18 protein-coding genes are annotated in these 17,532 nt (G+C 62.8%); 8 read left to right on the top strand and 10 right to left on the bottom strand.

Features of this window, described 5'->3' with window-relative positions; genetic code table 11:
* Positions 1 to 37: 37 nt before the first annotated feature.
* Complete coding sequence (locus MESS2_RS26305) at positions 38 to 1,093, bottom strand: LacI family DNA-binding transcriptional regulator (protein ID WP_040594080.1); 1,056 nt, start codon at positions 1,091 to 1,093, stop codon at positions 38 to 40.
* A gap of 199 nt (positions 1,094 to 1,292) precedes the next feature.
* Here MESS2_RS26305 and MESS2_RS26300 point away from each other — a divergent pair, with 199 nt between their 5' ends.
* Together MESS2_RS26300 and MESS2_RS26295 are read left to right on the top strand one after the other, a co-directional pair.
* Positions 1,293 to 1,622, top strand: coding sequence for a MoaF-related domain-containing protein (locus MESS2_RS26300; RefSeq protein ID WP_008877624.1), 330 nt, complete (start codon positions 1,293 to 1,295; stop codon positions 1,620 to 1,622).
* Positions 1,623 to 1,700: 78 nt separating this feature from the next.
* A complete protein-coding gene (locus MESS2_RS26295; RefSeq protein WP_008877623.1) occupies positions 1,701 to 2,087 on the top strand; it encodes a hypothetical protein in 387 nt (128 codons plus the stop codon).
* A 104-nt stretch (positions 2,088 to 2,191) separates the two neighbouring features.
* Here the strand turns inward: MESS2_RS26295 and MESS2_RS26290 are convergent, their stop codons facing one another.
* Positions 2,192 to 3,502, bottom strand: a complete 1,311-nt coding sequence (locus MESS2_RS26290; RefSeq protein ID WP_008877622.1) for a hemolysin family protein — start codon at positions 3,500 to 3,502, stop codon at positions 2,192 to 2,194.
* A gap of 74 nt (positions 3,503 to 3,576) precedes the next feature.
* The gene (locus MESS2_RS26285; RefSeq protein ID WP_008877621.1) at positions 3,577 to 4,491 is read right to left on the bottom strand and encodes a LysR family transcriptional regulator; all 915 of its coding nucleotides are present in this window, start codon (positions 4,489 to 4,491) and stop codon (positions 3,577 to 3,579) included.
* 285 nt (positions 4,492 to 4,776) lie between these two features.
* On the opposite strand from MESS2_RS26285, the gene MESS2_RS26280 reads away from it, so the two are divergent.
* Entirely contained in the window at positions 4,777 to 5,925 is a 1,149-nt protein-coding gene (locus MESS2_RS26280) for a Gfo/Idh/MocA family protein (protein ID WP_008877620.1), read from the top strand.
* Here the strand turns inward: MESS2_RS26280 and MESS2_RS26275 are convergent.
* The 4 genes from MESS2_RS26275 to MESS2_RS26260 form a co-directional block, all read right to left on the bottom strand.
* Entirely contained in the window at positions 5,922 to 6,629 is a 708-nt protein-coding gene (locus tag MESS2_RS26275; protein WP_008877619.1) for an LssY C-terminal domain-containing protein, read from the bottom strand. The two genes, MESS2_RS26280 and MESS2_RS26275, sit on opposite strands and share 4 nt — an antisense overlap.
* 125 nt (positions 6,630 to 6,754) lie before the next feature.
* Positions 6,755 to 7,570, bottom strand: coding sequence for an extensin-like domain-containing protein (locus MESS2_RS26270; protein WP_008877618.1), 816 nt, complete (start codon positions 7,568 to 7,570; stop codon positions 6,755 to 6,757).
* A 115-nt stretch (positions 7,571 to 7,685) separates the two neighbouring features.
* On the bottom strand, positions 7,686 to 8,231 hold the full coding sequence (locus MESS2_RS34205; RefSeq protein WP_425277760.1) for an extensin-like domain-containing protein: 546 nt from the start codon (positions 8,229 to 8,231) through the stop codon (positions 7,686 to 7,688).
* Positions 8,232 to 8,756: 525 nt separating this feature from the next.
* Positions 8,757 to 9,182, bottom strand: coding sequence for a DUF3775 domain-containing protein (locus tag MESS2_RS26260; protein ID WP_008877615.1), 426 nt, complete (start codon positions 9,180 to 9,182; stop codon positions 8,757 to 8,759).
* A gap of 224 nt (positions 9,183 to 9,406) precedes the next feature.
* Between MESS2_RS26260 and MESS2_RS26255 the strand changes: the two genes are divergently transcribed.
* Together MESS2_RS26255 and greA are read left to right on the top strand one after the other, a co-directional pair.
* Positions 9,407 to 9,943 carry a tetratricopeptide repeat protein gene (locus MESS2_RS26255; protein WP_008877614.1) on the top strand — a complete coding sequence of 179 codons (537 nt, stop codon included), beginning with the start codon at positions 9,407 to 9,409 and terminating at the stop codon, positions 9,941 to 9,943.
* A gap of 284 nt (positions 9,944 to 10,227) precedes the next feature.
* On the top strand, positions 10,228 to 10,701 hold the full coding sequence (gene greA / locus MESS2_RS26250) for a transcription elongation factor GreA (protein WP_008877613.1): 474 nt from the start codon (positions 10,228 to 10,230) through the stop codon (positions 10,699 to 10,701).
* Between the two features lie 307 nt (positions 10,702 to 11,008).
* Here the strand turns inward: greA and waaC are convergent, their stop codons facing one another.
* From waaC to rfaD, 3 genes are read right to left on the bottom strand one after another with little or no spacing between them, the layout of a single operon-like run.
* Positions 11,009 to 11,995: a lipopolysaccharide heptosyltransferase I gene (gene waaC, locus MESS2_RS26245; RefSeq protein WP_008877612.1), complete on the bottom strand. Its 987-nt coding sequence runs from the start codon at positions 11,993 to 11,995 to the stop codon at positions 11,009 to 11,011.
* Positions 11,992 to 12,999: a lipopolysaccharide heptosyltransferase II gene (gene waaF, locus MESS2_RS26240; RefSeq protein WP_040594078.1), complete on the bottom strand. Its 1,008-nt coding sequence runs from the start codon at positions 12,997 to 12,999 to the stop codon at positions 11,992 to 11,994. The genes waaC and waaF overlap by 4 nt, the downstream gene beginning before the upstream one ends.
* Positions 12,972 to 13,922 (bottom strand): ADP-glyceromanno-heptose 6-epimerase, encoded by a 951-nt coding sequence (gene rfaD, locus MESS2_RS26235; protein ID WP_008877610.1) that lies wholly within the window; start codon positions 13,920 to 13,922, stop codon positions 12,972 to 12,974. Before rfaD ends, waaF begins: the two co-directional genes overlap by 28 nt.
* A 767-nt stretch (positions 13,923 to 14,689) precedes the next feature.
* Between rfaD and MESS2_RS26230 the strand changes: the two genes are divergently transcribed.
* The 3 genes from MESS2_RS26230 (at position 14,690) to MESS2_RS26220 (ending at position 17,532) form a co-directional block, all read left to right on the top strand.
* Positions 14,690 to 15,322, top strand: a complete 633-nt coding sequence (locus tag MESS2_RS26230) for a LysE family translocator (protein WP_008877608.1) — start codon at positions 14,690 to 14,692, stop codon at positions 15,320 to 15,322.
* A 136-nt stretch (positions 15,323 to 15,458) separates the two neighbouring features.
* Positions 15,459 to 16,952 (top strand): D-glycero-beta-D-manno-heptose-7-phosphate kinase, encoded by a 1,494-nt coding sequence (rfaE1, locus tag MESS2_RS26225; RefSeq protein ID WP_008877607.1) that lies wholly within the window; start codon positions 15,459 to 15,461, stop codon positions 16,950 to 16,952.
* A 7-nt stretch (positions 16,953 to 16,959) separates the two neighbouring features.
* The gene (locus MESS2_RS26220) at positions 16,960 to 17,532 is read left to right on the top strand and encodes a D-sedoheptulose-7-phosphate isomerase (RefSeq protein WP_008877606.1); all 573 of its coding nucleotides are present in this window, start codon (positions 16,960 to 16,962) and stop codon (positions 17,530 to 17,532) included.

The following is a 17,532-nucleotide window of genomic DNA, read 5'->3' as shown; positions in this document are numbered from 1 at the left end:
ACCACTTCGAAGCGCCAGCCTTGCGTGCCAAGGAGACTTAGCGACGCGGTCGGGCGGTCGAGCCACGGACCACCAATTCGACTGGCATGACGATTTGCTTCGGGGCCGCGTTCGCGAACACCATGTCGGCGGCAAGCCGCCCCTTCCCCGCGATGTCCTGCGCTACGGTCGTGAGGGGGGGCGTGGTGCGAGCAGATTCAGCGGTGCCATCGAAGCCCACCACGGACAGGTGCTCAGGTATGTTTATGCCACGACGAATTGCTTCGTCGAGCACCGTGATTGCTTGCCAGTCCGACATGGTCAGGATCGCCGTTGCTTGCGGAACCCGATCGAATACGACCGCTCCGGCGGAAGGTTCTCCTGGGGTAGTCTCGATTATCGGGACATCGTTGATTGACAGATTAATCTCCGCCAGGCCCTGGGCGAAGCCCACGAGCCTTTCGTGGTCGAGCTGAAATCCCGCGGTAATCGCGCTTTTGCCGCTGCCCGGGATATGGATGATCGGCGGCCCGGATGTGCGCCGGATGGATAGGATGGCAAAACGCCGATGTCCAAGAGCAGCCAGGTGCCTGACAGCCGCCAGCGCGCCGCTCCTGCCGTCGATTCGGATTGAATTGACATCCGGACCTGCATCGCTTTCCAGGATGACAAAAGGCAGGCGCCGGCGCTGCGCCGAGGTGATGAGATCGATGTCCGCGCTGTGGCCCAGAATGAAGCCGTCGACCAATGCCTCTCTGATGCTGGAGTTACGCGTTTCGTCTCTGCCATTGATCAAGCTCAGCGTCGCTCCGGCCGCATCGCAGGCAATCGAAACGCCAAGCACCAGTTCTCGCCCGTATGGGCTTCTGATCACGTCGGCAATGGCATACGCCCCTGGCGGCAGGAAGCCGATGGCATTGAACTTGCCGTCACGCAGCACTCGTCCCCTGGGGTCGGGGCCGTCGTAACCAAGCTGGCGGGCCGCAGCCTTGACGCGCTGGTGCACATCGGCCCGCACAAGGTCTGGATGGTTGAATACATTCGAAACAGTGCCGCGGGAGACCCCGGCGACCCGGCCGACATCAGCGAGGGTTGGCATTTTGGAAGCACTCATTTTCTCCAGTTAGACAATTTTTTGGAGCGCTCCAAGTTTTTTCTTGACTCCGCGCACCAAAAGTCAGAATTTATCTTTGGAGCGCTCCAAAATAGCAAATAAGCAGATTTTCCTGGTATTTTTGTGCCGGCGAAGGCTAAGTATGCCTAACACTGGAAATGTTCACCAAAATCATAAAGAATCATGAAGGAGGATTAGCATGGCTGCGGCCAATGGTACTCCGACCTCGCTGGTCGGAAAGACTTTCGATTGCGCGTTCGGCCCGTTCGTGCCGAGGCTGACGGTCCTGTCGCTGACAGAATTGCGCGTGCAGGCTACGATCGGCGCTACTGAGGTCGACGAGGTGGTTCAGAGCGATCTGACAGGCGTTCGTCCGGGTCTCTTCATTATGAGTTGGACCGAGCAGAGCGGCAACTTCATCGTCCAGGTTCAGGATCACGAGAACAAGGTCGTCCATAATTATGCTCGGCTGGCGGACGGGCAGCTGTTCTGCGCGCAAGGCGCAATTCAATCGGTACCGGCGGCCTGAGACTCGCTGGATTCGGAGCTTCGCGACCGGTGTACCCCGGCGCCGAGCATCCGGGCAGTAACCCAATGGAGGAGAACCATGACCATCGATATCATCGACAAGACCGACCCGGGACAATGGGATCCTGAGCTTGACGCAGTGATTGCGGCTCCCGCCAACCACAAGGTCGTGTTTGAGAACGACAGGCTGCGCGTGCTTGAAGTGATCCTCGAGCCCGACGAAGAAGAGCCAACGCACCACCATCGCTGGCCGTCGGTCTTCGTGTTCGATCAGGTGCAAGGGCCGATCCATGACTTCGCGCCGGATGGGATCATGATGCCGCCCAATCGAGATGTCATACAAGCGATCCACGCGTGGGATGGCCGGGGCTGCCTCGTCGTCCACATGGCGCCCCAGCCGGCAGGTCGCGTGCTAAACGCCTCAGGCAAGACCCTGCATGGCATCCGCGTTGAGATGAAGTCGTAGGGGGGACAACCTCTGCCGGCCAGGTTTGGTATAAAAAGCGGCCGTTGGAATTAAGTGCCGGAGGTCCGCGTTGGGCCGACTTCTTCACACTATCGGTCGATGCGTCACCGCGCGACTTCGCGATGGCCGCTCGGCAGGCGCGTGGCGATGAGCTTGTCGATGCGGCGGCCGTCGAGGTCGACCACTTCGAAGCGCCAGCCTTGCGCGTCGACGCATTCGCCGGTCGCCGGCAGATGGTGCAGGTGCGACAGCACATAGCCGGCGACGGTCTCGTAGTCGCGGTTCTCCGGCAGGTCGATGCTAAGGACATCCGCCATCTCGTCGGCCTGCATATAGCCGGCGAGCAGCCAAGAGCCATCCTCGCGCTTGACGGCGTTTTCCTCGTCGCCGGCGTCGAGGTCCGCCCGGAAGACGCCGGTGATGGCTTCCAGTATGTCGGCCGGGGTGACGATGCCTTCGAAATGGCCGTATTCGTCATGGACCAGAGCCATCGGCACGTCGGATTCCTTGAGTTTGGAAAGCACATCCAGCGCATCGGCCTGATCATGGACGATGGGGGCGGCGCGCACGTGACGGCGCGGGTCGAGCGCGCGGCCGCCAAGCATGGCAGCCAGCACGTCGCGGGTCTGGACGACGCCGATCATGGCGTCGACGCCGCCATCGCCGGCCGGCAGACGCGAATGCTGGGTTTCCATCAAGAGCCTGCGGATCGCCGCATCGTCGGATTGCAGGTTGATCCAGTCGACCTCGGTACGCGGCGTCATCACCGCGCGCACGGCGCGGTCGCCGAGCCGCATGACGCCGGCGATCATGCGGCGCTCGTCGGATTCGATGGTGCCGTGATGCTCGGCCTCGGCGACCAGCATCTTGATCTCCTCATCGGTGACCTTCTCCTCGCTTTCGCCGCGCTGACCAAGCAGCCACAGGATGGCGCGGCCGGAAATGTCGAGCAGGAAGACCAGAGGGGCGGCGACCGTGGCGAGGATGGTCATCGCCGGAGCGACCCTGGCGGCGACGCGTTCAGGATCGCGCAGCGCGATCTGCTTGGGCACCAATTCGCCGATGATCAGCGAGAAGTAGGTGATGACGGCGACGACGATGCCGACGCCGATCGGGTCGGCAAGACTTTCGCGGATGCCGGTCGATGCCAGGAATACGGACAGCCGTTCGCCGAGCGTGGCGCCGGAAAATGCGCCGGACAGAACGCCGACCAGGGTGATGCCGATCTGCACCGACGACAGGAATTTGCCGGGGTTGGAGCCAAGCGCCAGGGCGCGGCCGGCACCCCTGACGTTGCGGTCGATCATCGCCTTGAGGCGGGCAGGCCGTGACGAGACAATGGCAAGCTCGGACATTGCCAGGAGGCCGTTCACGCAGATGAGGACGACCACGATAGCGATTTCAGCGTAAAGCATGAAGGGTCAATAGCATTGCGGCGTGGTCTTCGAAAATAGATGGCCGCCACTTTTCACGGTGAAGACTGCTCCATTCAGGTCGCATCCCAGGACGGCGACGAGAAATGCTCGATCAGGGCATCGACGACGACGCGGACCTTCGGCGTGAGATTACGCGTCACCGGCCAGACGGCGTGGACGACGATGTCTTCGACGAGACAGTCCGACAACACCATTTCGAGTTCGCCGCGCTTGAGACTGTCGGCCGCCAGCCAGGTCGGCAGAAAGACGATGCCGCAGCCGGCAAGGGCGGCATCCAGCATCGGTTCGCCATGACCGAGGACAAGCCGCGCCTGCGGTGCGAATTTCCCGACATGATCGTCGGCATGCCTCACGGTCCAGGGCCGGACGATGCCGTCGCGGCCGTAGCCAATGACGCTGTGACTGGCGAGGTCGTCGATCGATCGCGGCCTGCCGTGTTTTTCGAGATAGGCAGGGGCGGCGCAAATGGCCGAGCGCTGGGCATAGATGCGGCGCGCGGCGAGCGACAGGCTATCGTCGAGATCGCCCATGCGAACGGCCAGATCGATGCCTTCCTCGATCAGGTCGACGCGGCGGTCGTTGAAGGAAATTTCCATCGTCAGATCCGGGAACTGCCTGGAAATGTCGAACAGCACGGGGGCGACGCATCTGCGTCCGAAGGCCAGCGGCACGTCGACACGAAGCCGGCCGGAAGGCACCAGCCGCCGCGCGGCGAGCAATGACTGGGCAGCCTCGATCTCGGCGAGTGCCCTGACGCAGGCTTCGTAGTAGCCCAGGCCTTCGCTGGTCGGGCTGAGACTGCGGGTCGTGCGGTTGAGCAGGCGAACGCCCAACCGCCGCTCCAGTTGCGCGATCGACTTGCCGACCGCCGATTTCGTCACATGCAGCCGCCTGCCGGCCTCGGTGAAGCTGCCGGCCTCGACCACCTGGACGAATGCGAGAATGCCTTGCAGGCCGGCTGGTTCCAATGCAGCTCTCCAATTGTAGAGTTTTTGTCCTTAATTCGTTTCCGAATATGCTGCATGGAAGCGCTTTTCTCCATAGTGAAACGGCATAAATGTGCGGCGTAGTCACCAAACGCGGAGCGTGGAACGAGATGAGCCCGATATCAACAGATCCAGATACCAACAGATACTGGCAGATGAGTGGGCTCGGCCTGTCCAGGTCGAAGCCTGCTAGGGCAAGATTCCGGAACGGCCGGTTTCGCAATCCAAACGGCAAAGCCAGGGTTGCGTGAAGGAGAACCGAACACCATGCCAGGAAAACGCTTCAAGGTCGGTATCGTCGGATTGCAGCCGGGCAGGAGTTGGGCGGCACGGGCCCACATTCCTGCGCTCAATGCACTATCGGAGACCTTCGAGATAGTCGGCGTCGCCAACAGCAGCTTGGCCAGCGCCGAGAAGGCGGCCGGCGCGACCGGGCTGCCGCGGGCTTTCGCCAGCGTTGCCGAGCTGATCGCGGCGCCGGAGATCGACATCGTCACTGTCACGGTGAAGGTGCCTCCTCACCTTGGGATCGTGAAAGCGGCGATCGGCGCGGGCAAACACGTCTACTGCGAATGGCCGCTTGGCAACGGGCTGGCCGAGGCCGAGGAACTCGCCGCGCTTGCTCGGTCCAAGGGTGTCCTGGGCGTGGTCGGAACCCAAGCGCGCGTTGCTCCGGAAATTGAGTATCTGGGACATCTGATCGCCGACGGGTTCGTCGGCGAGGTGCTGTCGACCACCCTGGTCGCGCGGGGCGGCGGCTGGGGCGGCTCCATCTCCGAAAAGAAGATCTACGCCTATCTGCTGGATCGCGCCAACGGCGCCACCATGCTGACGATCCCGGTGGGGCACACGCTGGCGGCGCTCAGGGAGGTGCTCGGCGACGTCGCGGAGGTATCCGCGGTGCTGGCTACGCGGCGGCCCACGGCGCTCGCGGTCGATACCGGGGAAACTCTGCCCGTGTCCGCCCCGGACCAGGTGCTGGTCAGCGGGGTGCTCGCCAGCGGCGCGCCCCTGTCCATCCATTACCGAGGCGGCGCGGCGCGAGATGACGACGGCCTGGTCTGGGAGATCAACGGCACGGAAGGCGATTTCCTGATATCGGGTCCCTCCGGCCACACGCAGATGGTACAGCTTTCCCTCAAGGGCGCGCGGAACGGGGAGAAGGTGTTCCGGCCGCTGGAGGTTCCCGCCTCATACCGTTCCGGCTGGCCGGAAGATGTGGAGCCCGGGAACGTCGCCCGCGTCTATGCCAGGATGGCCAGGGACCTGCGCGAGGGTACTCGCTCGGCGCCGAGCTTCGAGGATGCGGTCGCAGTGCATCGCATCATCGCCGCGATCGAGAGAGCAGCCGAAAGCGGAAGCCGAACCGCGCTGGCGCGACCGGGGCCGGCCAAGGATCGCCAGCGACGCGCCTAGGGCAATTGCCTGAGCACGCCGATCACGGCCTTGCCGTCGGTGAAATAGGGATCGCCACCGCCGTTTCGCCCCGTCCTGGTTGCGCCGATACCGGGGATTTCGCTGGTCGAGATCAGCATGCCGGCGGCGGAAAGGTCGCGGATCAGGGAATCGCGCTCGGCGTCGATGTCGGGGCCGATATGGTGGGTGATGGCGCCGGTGTCGTGGCTGAGGCCAACGCCGCGATCGAAGCTTGCCGAACCCAGCCACAACGGCCGGCCATCGTCGCCGGTCGTATCGGTATGCCAGAAGCGGACGTGATGACGCCGGTCGGCGCTGTCGCCGACCGGTTTTTCGAAGGCCAGATCCTGGGCGCGGCCTTCGAACAGCAGCCGGCTGACCGGCGCGTCGGGATAGGGACGACCGAACAGCACGCTTTCGCCGATCTCGATCGCGGTCTTCAGCGTGATGGCGTCGGCGGTGTCCCAGCCGGCAACGGCGAAGGCGTGGACGAGCTCTTTTTCGGTGCCGACAAGGCCGACATTGATCGGATCGCCCGGAATGCCTTGCGGCGTGTGCGTCACCATCTCGAAGCTGTGCGAGCGGAAGTTGCGGTCCCGCAACGTCCAGAACTCAGGCGCGGCGAAATAGGCGAGCACGAGATAGCCAGCCAGGAATGCCACCAGCCAGGCCGTTGCACGTCGTTTCAGGCTTCGTTGGCGCAAGAGACGTCACCCAGGCGATATGGCGCCACTTTACGTGGTGCCGCAGACCTTGGGCAGAGGGCATTCGTTCCGTGTCGAAGCATCGGATTTTCCCAAAACCGGTATCCACTTTTGGGTCCGATGCTCTAGCGGCAGGCGCGATAGCCGTTCTTGCGGTTCTTGATGTCGAAATGGAAATGGTTGCGGTGGTCGTAATTGTAGCCGGGGCCGAGCACGGTGGTGAAATATTGGCAGCCGTCGGCGCGCACATTGTTGAGGAAGCCGCGCGTGCGGAAGGCGAACAGGCCAGGCTTGCGCACATCGATGTCGTCGCCATTGTTGAGCTCGATGCTCATGACGTCCAGTGCGTTGCCCTTGCCATGCTCCGACAGCACGCCTTCGCCGGCGATCCTGCGGCAGGAATAGCTCGAGCCCTGGTGGATGGTCTTGACGCCCGAGAAATAGCGCCAGCGGGCAGAGGGAACGAGCTCCTTCTTTGTCCATCCGGCGAAGGTGGCGGCCATGTCGCAGGTCAGCGTCGCCGCCGGCTTCATCTGGATGCTGCCGATGGCCGAGACCTTGACGGGATAGTCGATGCCGCACTGGCCCTCGTGGATCGGCGCCAGATCGGTGTAGACGACATCCAGGCGCTTCAGTTGCTGGCGGCAGTCGGTTTCGCTGGCCGGCATCTGCTCAGGCTGCGACATCGGGTCTTCCATGCGCGGATAGGCGGCCGTCATCATGTCGGGATTGGATGGGACAAGCCTCTGCATGCCCGAATATTGCGGTACGGCGGCCGTCTGGGAGCCGACATCGACGGCCGGTTCCAGTGAAAGCACGCTGCCGGTGGTGCAAGCCGAGATCGCCGTAATGGCAAGCGCTGCGGCCAGCCCGCCGGCGGCCCCCCGCACGCGCCTCGATTGCCGCGCGAGCACAGACGCCGCGCGAAATATCCCGTCCATCGGTGGAATCCCTTTCCAGATATCGGGCATTTTAACGATCAAGGGTAAAGGAAAACTCAGCGCCGGCGTTCAGGCCTGCGGCCAAATTGCGGCAGGCGGTTTGGGCCAACAATGTTTACTGGCAGAAGGTGCCGCTATTGCGGCGCGGTTCGAGGTCGAAGTGGAAATGCAAGGCGTGGTCGGCATCGGCGCCTGGCCCCAGCACGGTCTTGAATGGCCCGCAGGCTGCCTTGCGCACGGCATTGAGGAACTTGCCGTCTTTTTCCGGCGGCGCCAGGTCAATTTCGATCTTCTTGCCGTCCGGGAGCGTGAAGCTTGATATGTCGAGCGCGTTGCCGAAGGCGTGTTCCGACAGTTTCCTGGTGCCGTGGCGCGGCCGGCAGACAAAGGCGGATGCCTGGCTGATCGATTTGAGGTCAGCGCCGAATTCCGCCTTGGCCGCCGGCTGGATGATATCGGCGGCAAAGCGCGCCGCTGCCTCGGCCATCTGACAATTCAGCTCGGCCTGCGGGCCGATGGCGATCGATTTGCCGAGCGTCTTCAGCATGATCGGATAGGGGATCGAACAGCCGATTTCCGGATTGTGCTCGGGCTTGTGTTCCTCGAAGTCGACACCCATCGATTTCAACCGCCGCCGACAGGCAAGCTCCTCGTCCGGCATTTTTTCATCCGGCACGTCGGCCGAGCGCGGATCTGGCTGAATTTTTTTCTCTTGCTTTTCTTGCGCCTCAGCCGGCTTCTCCGGCGGTTGCCGGGCGATCGTGGGCGGTTGCGCCTCGGATTCCGCCTCAGCCGGCTTTTCGGTCGGCCCAGGCTTTTCAGTCGGCCCAGGCTTTTCAGTCGGCCTTGGCTTTTCGGTCGGCTTTGGAGCGTTCGCCGGCGGCTCCTGCCGATCAGGCTTTGGCGCGTCAGCGGGGCGCGGCTCGGGCACCGGCACGTCGGCTGGAGCGTCTTTTTGCGTTGGCTGCGATTGGTTGAGCGTCGGGACGGGTACGGTTTCGGGCAGTTTCGGAGCTTTGGCCAAGGCCGTTCCGGCAAGTAGCGTTGCCGCCGCCAAAGGCAGCGCCGCTCCGCTCAATCCGGCCAATCTCAGAAGGGTCAGCGCCGCCATCCGTCCCTAACGGCGGGCGGCTGTGGAAGTTGCCCGAAATGAGGGGCGGGCCGATCACGATCGGTGACGACGGCGTTACGCACCGATGGCTTCCAGCCCTTCCTCGAGCCAATCGGCCAAGAGCGGCATGCCGAGCAGATATTTGGCGGTGCGCTTGTTGGCGCGCTCCCGCGCGGCGGCCAGCGCGTCCGCCCATTCCGAGGCGTCATAGTCGCCGCGGCCGACCCAGGCGAGCGCCACGAGTTCGGCCGCCTCGTCGACATTGAGATCGTTGATCAGTTCGCGCAGTTCTTCCTCGGTGAGGTTTTCCGAACTTTCCTCGGCCAGGCCGTCATGATGGTGGTTGTCATGCGCCTGCCCGTCGAGTTCTATCTCGTGCTCGGCGCCATCGGCGTAGTCTTCGTTGACGGCGGCGCTGAGCGCCTTTGCCTTGAGGATGAACAGGCGCACGGTGTCGGGACCGATCGAGAGCTCCCATTCCCTTTCAAGGCGCTGCTGCACTGGCCTTTCTCCGCATGCTCCGTTTTGCCGGATGATAGCGAATTTGCAGCGCGCGTCACGTCACGTTCGCTCACAGTCTTTACCATTGGCAAACTCCGGCGGAGCTGTCTGCATGTCAGCTTCGATCGGAGGCCGGGCGGTTGGTTGTCGGTTCCTGGCTTTTGCGGGATGAAACGGCTTTCGCCCGGCGTTAGTGTTGCGTTGTTCTTTTCAAGGAGGCTTCGATGCGCAGACGATTGCTGATCCAGGTTCTGGCGGTTGCCGCCCTGCCGCTGTTTGCGGTTCCGGCGTTTTCGGCCGGTGAAGGTGGCGGCGGTGGTGGTGAAACCACCACCAAGTGCAAGAAGGGTGAGGTCTGGGACAAGAAGAAGCAGAAATGTGCGCCGCCGCAGCAAGGCATGCTGGATGACGACAATATCTATGAGGCGGGTCGCGACCTGGCGATGGCCGGCCGCTACGACGAGGCGATCGCCGTGCTCAGCCTGGCCGCCAACAAGCAGGATCCGCGCATCCTCAATTATCTCGGCTATTCGCATCGCCATTCCGGCCGCGTCATCGTCGGTCTCGGCTATTACGAGGAAGCGCTGCGCATCGATCCCGATTACACGCTGGTGCGCGAATATCTCGGCGAAGCGCATCTGCAGATCGGCGACCTGGCCGGTGCCCAGGAACAGCTCCGCGAGATCGAAAAGCGCGCCGGCAAGGGATCGCGCGAATATGGCATGCTGTCGGAACAGATCGAACATTTCATGAGGAGCTGATTCCATCCTCAATACTCCTCAATCGGCCACGAGCAATCGTGGCCGGTTTTTTGTCGCCCCTCGCTTCGCCAGCCTCGCTGTCGCGACGGCATTTGCACAAATGCGGATGAATTTTTGAAAACCGACTTTTTGGACGTGAAAACCGCGCAAAGATTGCTATATCTTGGGAAATTGTGGTGAAACGGTTCCGTTAGCCCGAGGCTGCCGGACCGTTTTCTTTTTTGTACCCATCGACAAGGCCATCCCCGAAAATGCGGGGGTGGCGGCAGGAAAGGTCAGGCATTATGAACAAGGTTCCGATGACAGGCGAGGGGTTCGCGTCATTGAAGGAAGAACTGCGTTGGCGTCAGCAGGAAGAGCGCCCGCGCATCATCGAGGCGATTTCCGAAGCGCGCTCGCATGGCGACCTGTCCGAAAATGCCGAATACCACGCGGCGAAAGAGGCGCAGAGCCTCAATGAAGGCCGCGTCAACGAGCTCGAGGACCTGATCGCGCGGGCGGAGGTGATCGATGTCACCAAGCTCAGCGGCGACAAGGTCAAGTTCGGCGCCACGGTTGTGCTGGTCGACGAGGACACCGAAGAGAAGAAGACCTACCAGATTGTCGGCGACCAGGAGGCGGATGTGAAGTCCGGCCGCATCTCGATCTCCTCGCCGATCGCGCGCGCGCTGATCGGCAAGGAAGTCGGCGACGCGATCGAAGTCAACGCGCCAGGCGGCGCGCGGGGTTATGAGATCGTCCAGGTGCAGTTTATTTGAGGGGATTTGAGGGGCAGGATTTGTCCCTGAATTGCGCTATTCCAATCCAAGGATGGTGCCGCCCCTCATCGCCTTGTCCGTCCTCCGCAGCAGCTGCGCTGCAGCTGCGGAGGGTGGACCGGGCACTTCTCCCCGTATAGTGACGGGGAGAAGGACGCCTTGTCCGACGATTTCGCCAATTTTCAGCTTTGCAAAATAGGCGCCGACTTTGCGTTCAGCCTCTTCTCCCCGTCACTATACGGGGAGAAGGTGCCGGCAGGCGGATGAGGGGCAGCGCCGACCTTCCAGATTGAATTAATTGAATAAATCAGCGCTTGCTGGCTGCCTGATCGACCATCTGCCGCTCCATCAGCCTCTCGGCTTCCGCCACTACTTCCGCAGGCGCAACGCGTCCGCCGGGCGGGGCCATAAGCGTCGATGAAAACGGCCCGCGCGGGCCGGTGAGCCCGGGCTCGGTCGCCAGGAATACGGCGACGGTCGGCAGACCGAAGGCGCTGGCGAGATGGGTGAGGCCGGTGTCGGCACCGAGTACCAGGGTTGACCGGCCGATCACCGCGGCGATCTCGGCAAGCGGTGATTTCGGCACCAGTTCGGTCCGCGGAACGGCCTTGGCGATCGCCTCGGCAACCACCTTCTCAGCCTGGTTTGACCAGGTGGTGACCGGTGTGACGCCTTTTTCGACCAGAAGGCGGGCGGTCTCGATCCAGTCGCCGACCGGCCATTTCTTGTCCTCACGGCTGGTACCGTGTAGCAGGAAGGCGGTTTTTTCGCCGACAAAGGTCGAACCGCCGGCTGGCGGCTGAATGCCAGATTCGAGCACGGAAAGATCCGGCTCGTAGCCGAGCGCAAGCCCGAACAGCCGCCTTGTGCGTTCTATGGCATGCAGTTCGCGCGGCACCGGGTAGCGGCGATCATAAAACAAGGCGGCTTTCGGTTCGCGCGCGCTCGAACGGTCGAAGCCGGCAATGGGTGCTGCTGCCTGTTTCGCCACCAGGGCCGATTTCAGCAGGCCTTGCGCGTCGATGACGAGATCATAGCGGCCAGCTCGCAAGGCGCGGCGCAAGCCCGCCGCCTCGCGCCAGGCTTCGCGGTCGAGCAAGTTCTTGCGCCAGCGCCGGATCGCCACGGTATGGATGGTATCAATCGCCGGATGCAAGGCAACGATGCCGGCAAAAGCCTCTTCCACACACCAGTCGAATGAGATTTCGGGCCGATTGCGGCGCGCATCCTCGACGGCCGGAAAGGTGTGGATGACGTCGCCCATCGATGATGTCTTGACGATGAGCACCTTCATGCGGCGGCCGGTATTTCCAGCAACCGATCCGCTGCCGCCGCGACCCGTGCGACCTTGAGCGTCTTCAGGCAGTTGAGATGGCCGAGCGGGCAGACCTTCTTGTGGCACGGCGAACAGTACAGGCCGAGCCAGACCAGTTCACGCCGCTCAGCCAGCGGCGGCGTGTTCTCAGGCGAGGTCGAGCCGTAGACCGCAACGATCGGCGTGCCGACCGCGGCGGCGACGTGCATCAGCCCGCTGTCGTTCGACACGGCGAGCCTGGCGGCCGATATCAGGTCGATGGCGTCTTCCAGCCGCGTCTTGCCGGCGAGGTCGACAGCGCCTGGCGCCAGCGCGGCGATTTCCGCCGTCACGTTGGCGTCGTTCTTCGATCCGAACAGTGCGACTTTGAAACCTCTGCCCATGAAGTCACGGGCAAGGCCGGCATAGTGTTCGCTGGGCCAGCGCTTGGCCGGACCGAATTCGGCGCCGGGCATAAGTGCTGCGAATTTCTTCGCTTCCAACCCGAATCGGGTCAGCAATGTCGCCTGGTTGGCTGCGTCGACGGTTAGCCTTGGAGCGCGGAATGTACCGCCCTGGGCGAGGTTGAAATAGGACTGCGCCGTGCGTCGCTTCCCGGCGTCGGGCAATGGCACGATATCGGTCAACAAGCCGTAGCGCATTTCGCGCAAATTGCCGACACGGCGCGGAATGCGGGCAAAGTACGGGATCAGGGCCGATTTCCAGCTTCCCGGCATGACATAGGCGATGTCGTAGCGGCCACGCAGCAGCCGGCCGAAGCGATGGCGGATGCGGAACTCCAGAGCGCCGGATTTCAGCGGCAAATCGATCTGCTGGCGTATCTCGGGCATGCGTGCGACCAGTGGCGCCGCCCATGCCGGCGCCAGCACATCGATCGCGGCATTCGGGTGAAGCTCTTTCAGCGCCGAAAACAGGCACTGCGCCATGACCATGTCGCCCACCCAGCGTGGGCCGATCACGAGGATCGTTGGGCTTTCAGCCATTCGACATAGTCTCTGACGCCGGTTTCCACTGTGCGAAATTGGCCATTGTAGCCGGCTGCGCGCAACCGGGACATATCAGCTTGCGTAAAACTCTGGTAGCTGCCCTTGAGGTGGTCGGGGAAGTCGATGAACTCGATCTGCCCTTGGCCCAGCGTGTCGATCACCGTTTCGGCAATCGCGCGGAACGGCTGCGCCCGGCCGGTGCCGCAATTGAAGATGCCGCTCGAGCCACGCTTCCACAGCCACAGATTGACGTCGGCGACATCGCCGACATGGATGAAGTCGCGGCTCTGCTCGCCGGGTCCGAAACCGTCATAGGCGCCGAACAGCTTCGGGTTCTGTCCCTGCCGGACCTGGTTGAACAGATGGAAGGCGACCGAGGCCATGGCGCCCTTGTGCGCCTCGCGCGGGCCATAGACGTTGAAGTAACGCAGGCCCGCCACCTGCGAATGATCGGTATCGAAGACGGTGCGCCTGACGTAGTCGTCGAACAGCTTCTTGGAATAGGCATAGACGTTGAGCGGTTGCTCGCATTGCGGCTCCTCGCGAAACTCGGCGCCGGCGCCATAGACGGAGGCCGAGGAGGCATAGAGAAAGGGCACCCGCAGCGCGAGGCAGGCATGCAGCAGCCGTTTCGACCAGGTGTAGTTCACCTCCATCATGAACCTGCCGTTCCACTCCGTGGTGGTCGAGCAGGCACCCTGGTGAAAGATGGTTTCGATGCGACCCAGGCCTCCAGCCTCCAGCCGGGCCAAGAAATCGTCCTTGTCGAGATAGTCGGCGATCTGGAGATCGGCGAGATTGGCGATCTTGTGGCCGTCGGTGAGATCGTCGACGACCAGAATGTCGTTTTGGCCCTCGGTATTGAGCGCTGCGACGATGTTGGAGCCGATCATGCCGGCACCGCCCGTGACGATGATCATGTGTTGGCCCTGATACGCGTTTCACTTGCCGATTCCGGCCCTTATAGGGGAGGCCGGCAGGGCTGTCGATAAAGCAGACGGCCGGGCAATGTCTCAGTTTGAAATTGGCACTTCCGCATATCCCGTTTGATGGCAGGGCGGAAACGCCTTTACGCTTAGTGGTATAGACAACCCTGAAGCCGGGGAAGCGTGGGCCGTGTAAGAAGCAGGTAGCTTAACTGGAATAGGAATCCTGTCGATGCGGCATCAGCTAACCGGCAACGCTGGTCTGTACCATGTAGCACGGGAGTTATCTCGCCGGGGTTGGCATGTTATGCCTACTGTGCGTAACGCAAGAGGTGCCGACCTGTATGCGGCAACTGACGACGAGAGTCGTGTCCTGCCTATTCAGTCAAAGGCACTCTCGAAGAAAAACCCGGTGCCGCTTGGCACTTCTCTGGACAACCTCCGTTCATATTGGTGGGTCGTGACCATCAATGCAAACACCGCAGCGCCAACGTGCTATGTCCTCACGATGGAGGAAGTGAAAGCCGCAGCCCACCGCGGAGTCAATGGTAGTGGCAAGGTGTCGTATTGGTTGCAGCCCAAATCCTATGCGCTATCTCAGTACAAAGAAGCGTGGGACAGGCTAGGGAACCCCGCGCCTTCCGAGGGCCTGCAAATTACCGTGACACTATCAGCGGCTGCGGGACGGCCGCCACAGTGACGCCGCAAAGCTTCCGCTCAGTCGGTGCTTGCCGGCTCGGCCGATCGCGAGGGACAAAAGAATGCCGTCGACCGAACTGCTTATCGCCTTCTTCGCCACCACCGCGATTTTCGCCTATATCCCCGGCCCGGCCATGCTTTACGCCGCCGCGCAGACCATGGCGCGCGGCCGCTGGTCCGGGCTGACGGCGGCATTCGGCATCCATCTCGGCGGCTATGTGCATGTTTTTGCGGCTGCTGCCGGGCTCTCCGTGCTGTTCCACGCCGTGTCGCCGCTCTACATGGCGGTCAAGCTCATCGGCGCGCTCTACCTGATCTGGCTCGGCGTTTCCTTGTTCCGCAAGCGGACGGACGGCGACGCGGCACTGCCCGCCATCGAGCAGAAATCGGCCCGCCGCGCCTTTTTCGAGAGCATCACCGTCGAGGTGCTTAACCCCAAGACGGCGATCTTCTTCATGGCCTTCCTGCCGCAATTCATCGATGCATCGGCCGCACTCCCGGTCTGGCTGCAATTCGTCGTGCTTGGAACCATCGTCAACCTGATGTTCTCTTCTGCCGATATCGTCTGTGTGTTCCTGGCGGGCGCCGTTCTCGGCCGCTTGCGTCGTTCGAGCCGCGCGCAGCGCCTGATGCAGCGGGCTGGAGGCGCGGTGCTGGTCGGGCTCGGTGTGCACGTGGCCTTGCAGAAAAGTTGACACAGCGAGCCGCCGTTGCGCTGGCGCGAATTGCGGTATATCGGCTTCGCCATGAAAGATCGGTCAGCCGGTTCATTTTCTCGGCGAATGGTTCCAAGAGCATTGAGATCGGCTTTTCCCGCGCGTTGCAAATGACATGATCAAGCACAATCCGCCTTCTCCCGAGCCATTGCACCGCGCTATTTCGCGGTTCGGCGACGTCACCGTGCTGGTGGTCGGCGACTTCATCCTCGACCGTTTCGTCAACGGCGTGATCGAGCGGATTTCACCGGAAGCGCCGATCCCCGTGCTGCATGGGCGCGGCGAGATGCTGGCTATGGGCGGCGCCGGCAATGTCGTCTCCAATATCGTTTCGCTCGGCGCTGCCGCCATACCGGTTTCGGTGATCGGCGACGACCATGCGGGCAACAATCTGATAGGCATGCTGGGAGAGTTGGGCGTCAGGACCGATGGCCTCGCGCGGGACCGCGATCGCATGACCTCGTCGAAAAGCCGCTTCAGCGCGCTCAACCAGCAGGTGCTGCGTTTCGACGAGGAGGAAATCAAGTCGCTGAGTGACGCCGAGCGAGCGATGCTGATCCGGCATTTCCGCGCAGCGCTGGCGCAAGCCGACATCGTCATCCTGTCCGATTACGGCAAGGGCATATTGCACGACGGCGTGGCCGGCGAGCTGATCTCGATCTGCCGTGAGGCGGGCAAGCCGGTTCTGGTCGATCCGAAGGGCCATGACTATGCGCGCTATGCCGGGGCGACCGCGATCACGCCCAACCGCAAGGAGCTCGGCGAAGCCGTCGGACGCTTAGTGTTTGCCGATGATGAGATCGTCGCCGCGGCGCGTGAGCTGATCGCGGCGCATGGCTTCGACTACGTCGTCGCGACGCGCAGCGAAAAGGGCATGAGCGTCGTCGGCGCGGAGGATGCCCGGCACATCGCCACGCAGGCCCGGGAAGTGTTCGACGTGTCCGGCGCCGGCGACACCGTCATCGCGACGTTTGCATTGGCTCTGGCGGCAGGCGCAGACCGCGTCATGGCCGCCTCCCTCGCCAATGCCGCGGGCGGCGTGGTGGTGGGAAAGCGCGGCACCGCGCGGTTGACGGTCGAGGAATTGACCGGCGCGCTGTTTCGCTCGCACGGGCCGGTCGCTCATCACAGCGCGATCCTCAATGCCGCTGCCGCTGCAAGGCTGGTGGCGACGTGGAAGAACGAGGGCTTGAGCGTCGGTTTCACCAATGGCTGCTTCGACATATTGCATGCCGGCCATGTCAGCCTGTTGCACGCCGCACGCAGCCAGTGCGACCGGCTGGTTCTGGGCCTCAACAGCGACGCCTCGGTGCGCCGGCTGAAGGGGCCGGGGCGTCCGGTCAACGATGAGCATGACCGCGCCTGTGTGCTGGCCGCCCTTGCCTCGGTCGATGCCGTCGTCGTCTTCGAGGAAGATACGCCGCTGGCGCTAATCGAGGCTTTGCTGCCCGACATACTGGTCAAGGGTGCGGACTACACCGTCGGCACCGTGGTTGGCGCCGATGTGGTGCAGAAGGCCGGCGGGCGGGTGGTGCTGGTCGACCTCGTCGCCGGCAAGAGCACCACCGGCACCATCGGCAAATTGCGCGCCGGCGGCATTACCAATTGAGGAATTCATGTCCGAACTGAACAACTATCTGGCACGCTCAGCGGCCGCGATCTCGGCGATGGTCGAACGCGACCTCACCGGTGAGATGGAGCGCGCGGTGAGCGCCGTCGTCGCCGCACTTTCGTCGGGGAAGGCATTGCTGATAGCCGGCAATGGCGGTTCGGCCAGCGACGCCATCCACATCGCCGGCGAGCTCGTCGGCCGCTTCCTGAAGGAACGCAAGGCCTACAATGTCATCGCGCTGCCGGCCAATGCAGCGGTGCTGACCGCCTGGGGCAACGACTACGGTTTCGATACGGTGTTTTCGCGCCAGGTCGAGGCGCATGGTGCGGCCGGTGCCGTGCTGCTCGCCATCTCGACCAGCGGCAATTCGCCGAGCATCCTGGCCGCCGCCGAACAGGCGCGCATGATGGACATGACGGTGATCAGCCTGACCGGCGATACCGGCGGCAAGCTCAAGCCGCTTTCCGACATCCTGCTTAACGTGCCCTCGACTTCGACGCCGATCATCCAGCAGGGGCATCTGTGCCTCTATCATCATCTGTGCGAAATGGTCGAAGCGCGCCTCAGCGATGGCTGA

The sequence above is a fragment of the Mesorhizobium metallidurans STM 2683 genome (assembly GCF_000350085.1).
GTDB lineage: Bacteria > Pseudomonadota > Alphaproteobacteria > Rhizobiales > Rhizobiaceae > Mesorhizobium > Mesorhizobium metallidurans.
This window is presented reverse-complemented; position numbering and strand designations above follow the sequence as displayed.

What these genes read in the sequence shown, in the direction of transcription:
- MESS2_RS26280 (WP_008877620.1), top strand. Translation starts at nt 4,777, where the DNA reads ATGCCAGGAAAACGCTTCAAGGTCGGTATCGTCGGATTGCAGCCGGGC.
- MESS2_RS26220 (WP_008877606.1), top strand. Translation starts at nt 16,960, where the DNA reads ATGTCCGAACTGAACAACTATCTGGCACGCTCAGCGGCCGCGATCTCG.
- MESS2_RS26305 (WP_040594080.1), bottom strand. Translation starts at nt 1,093, where the DNA reads ATGAGTGCTTCCAAAATGCCAACCCTCGCTGATGTCGGCCGGGTCGCC.
- MESS2_RS34205 (WP_425277760.1), bottom strand. Translation starts at nt 8,231, where the DNA reads ATGCCGGACGAGGAGCTTGCCTGTCGGCGGCGGTTGAAATCGATGGGT.
- MESS2_RS26290 (WP_008877622.1), bottom strand. Translation starts at nt 3,502, where the DNA reads ATGCTTTACGCTGAAATCGCTATCGTGGTCGTCCTCATCTGCGTGAAC.
- greA (WP_008877613.1), top strand. Translation starts at nt 10,228, where the DNA reads ATGAACAAGGTTCCGATGACAGGCGAGGGGTTCGCGTCATTGAAGGAA.
- MESS2_RS26270 (WP_008877618.1), bottom strand. Translation starts at nt 7,570, where the DNA reads ATGGACGGGATATTTCGCGCGGCGTCTGTGCTCGCGCGGCAATCGAGG.
- MESS2_RS26300 (WP_008877624.1), top strand. Translation starts at nt 1,293, where the DNA reads ATGGCTGCGGCCAATGGTACTCCGACCTCGCTGGTCGGAAAGACTTTC.
- rfaE1 (WP_008877607.1), top strand. Translation starts at nt 15,459, where the DNA reads ATGATCAAGCACAATCCGCCTTCTCCCGAGCCATTGCACCGCGCTATT.
- waaF (WP_040594078.1), bottom strand. Translation starts at nt 12,999, where the DNA reads ATGGCTGAAAGCCCAACGATCCTCGTGATCGGCCCACGCTGGGTGGGC.
- MESS2_RS26230 (WP_008877608.1), top strand. Translation starts at nt 14,690, where the DNA reads ATGCCGTCGACCGAACTGCTTATCGCCTTCTTCGCCACCACCGCGATT.
- waaC (WP_008877612.1), bottom strand. Translation starts at nt 11,995, where the DNA reads ATGAAGGTGCTCATCGTCAAGACATCATCGATGGGCGACGTCATCCAC.
- MESS2_RS26295 (WP_008877623.1), top strand. Translation starts at nt 1,701, where the DNA reads ATGACCATCGATATCATCGACAAGACCGACCCGGGACAATGGGATCCT.
- MESS2_RS26255 (WP_008877614.1), top strand. Translation starts at nt 9,407, where the DNA reads ATGCGCAGACGATTGCTGATCCAGGTTCTGGCGGTTGCCGCCCTGCCG.
- rfaD (WP_008877610.1), bottom strand. Translation starts at nt 13,922, where the DNA reads ATGATCATCGTCACGGGCGGTGCCGGCATGATCGGCTCCAACATCGTC.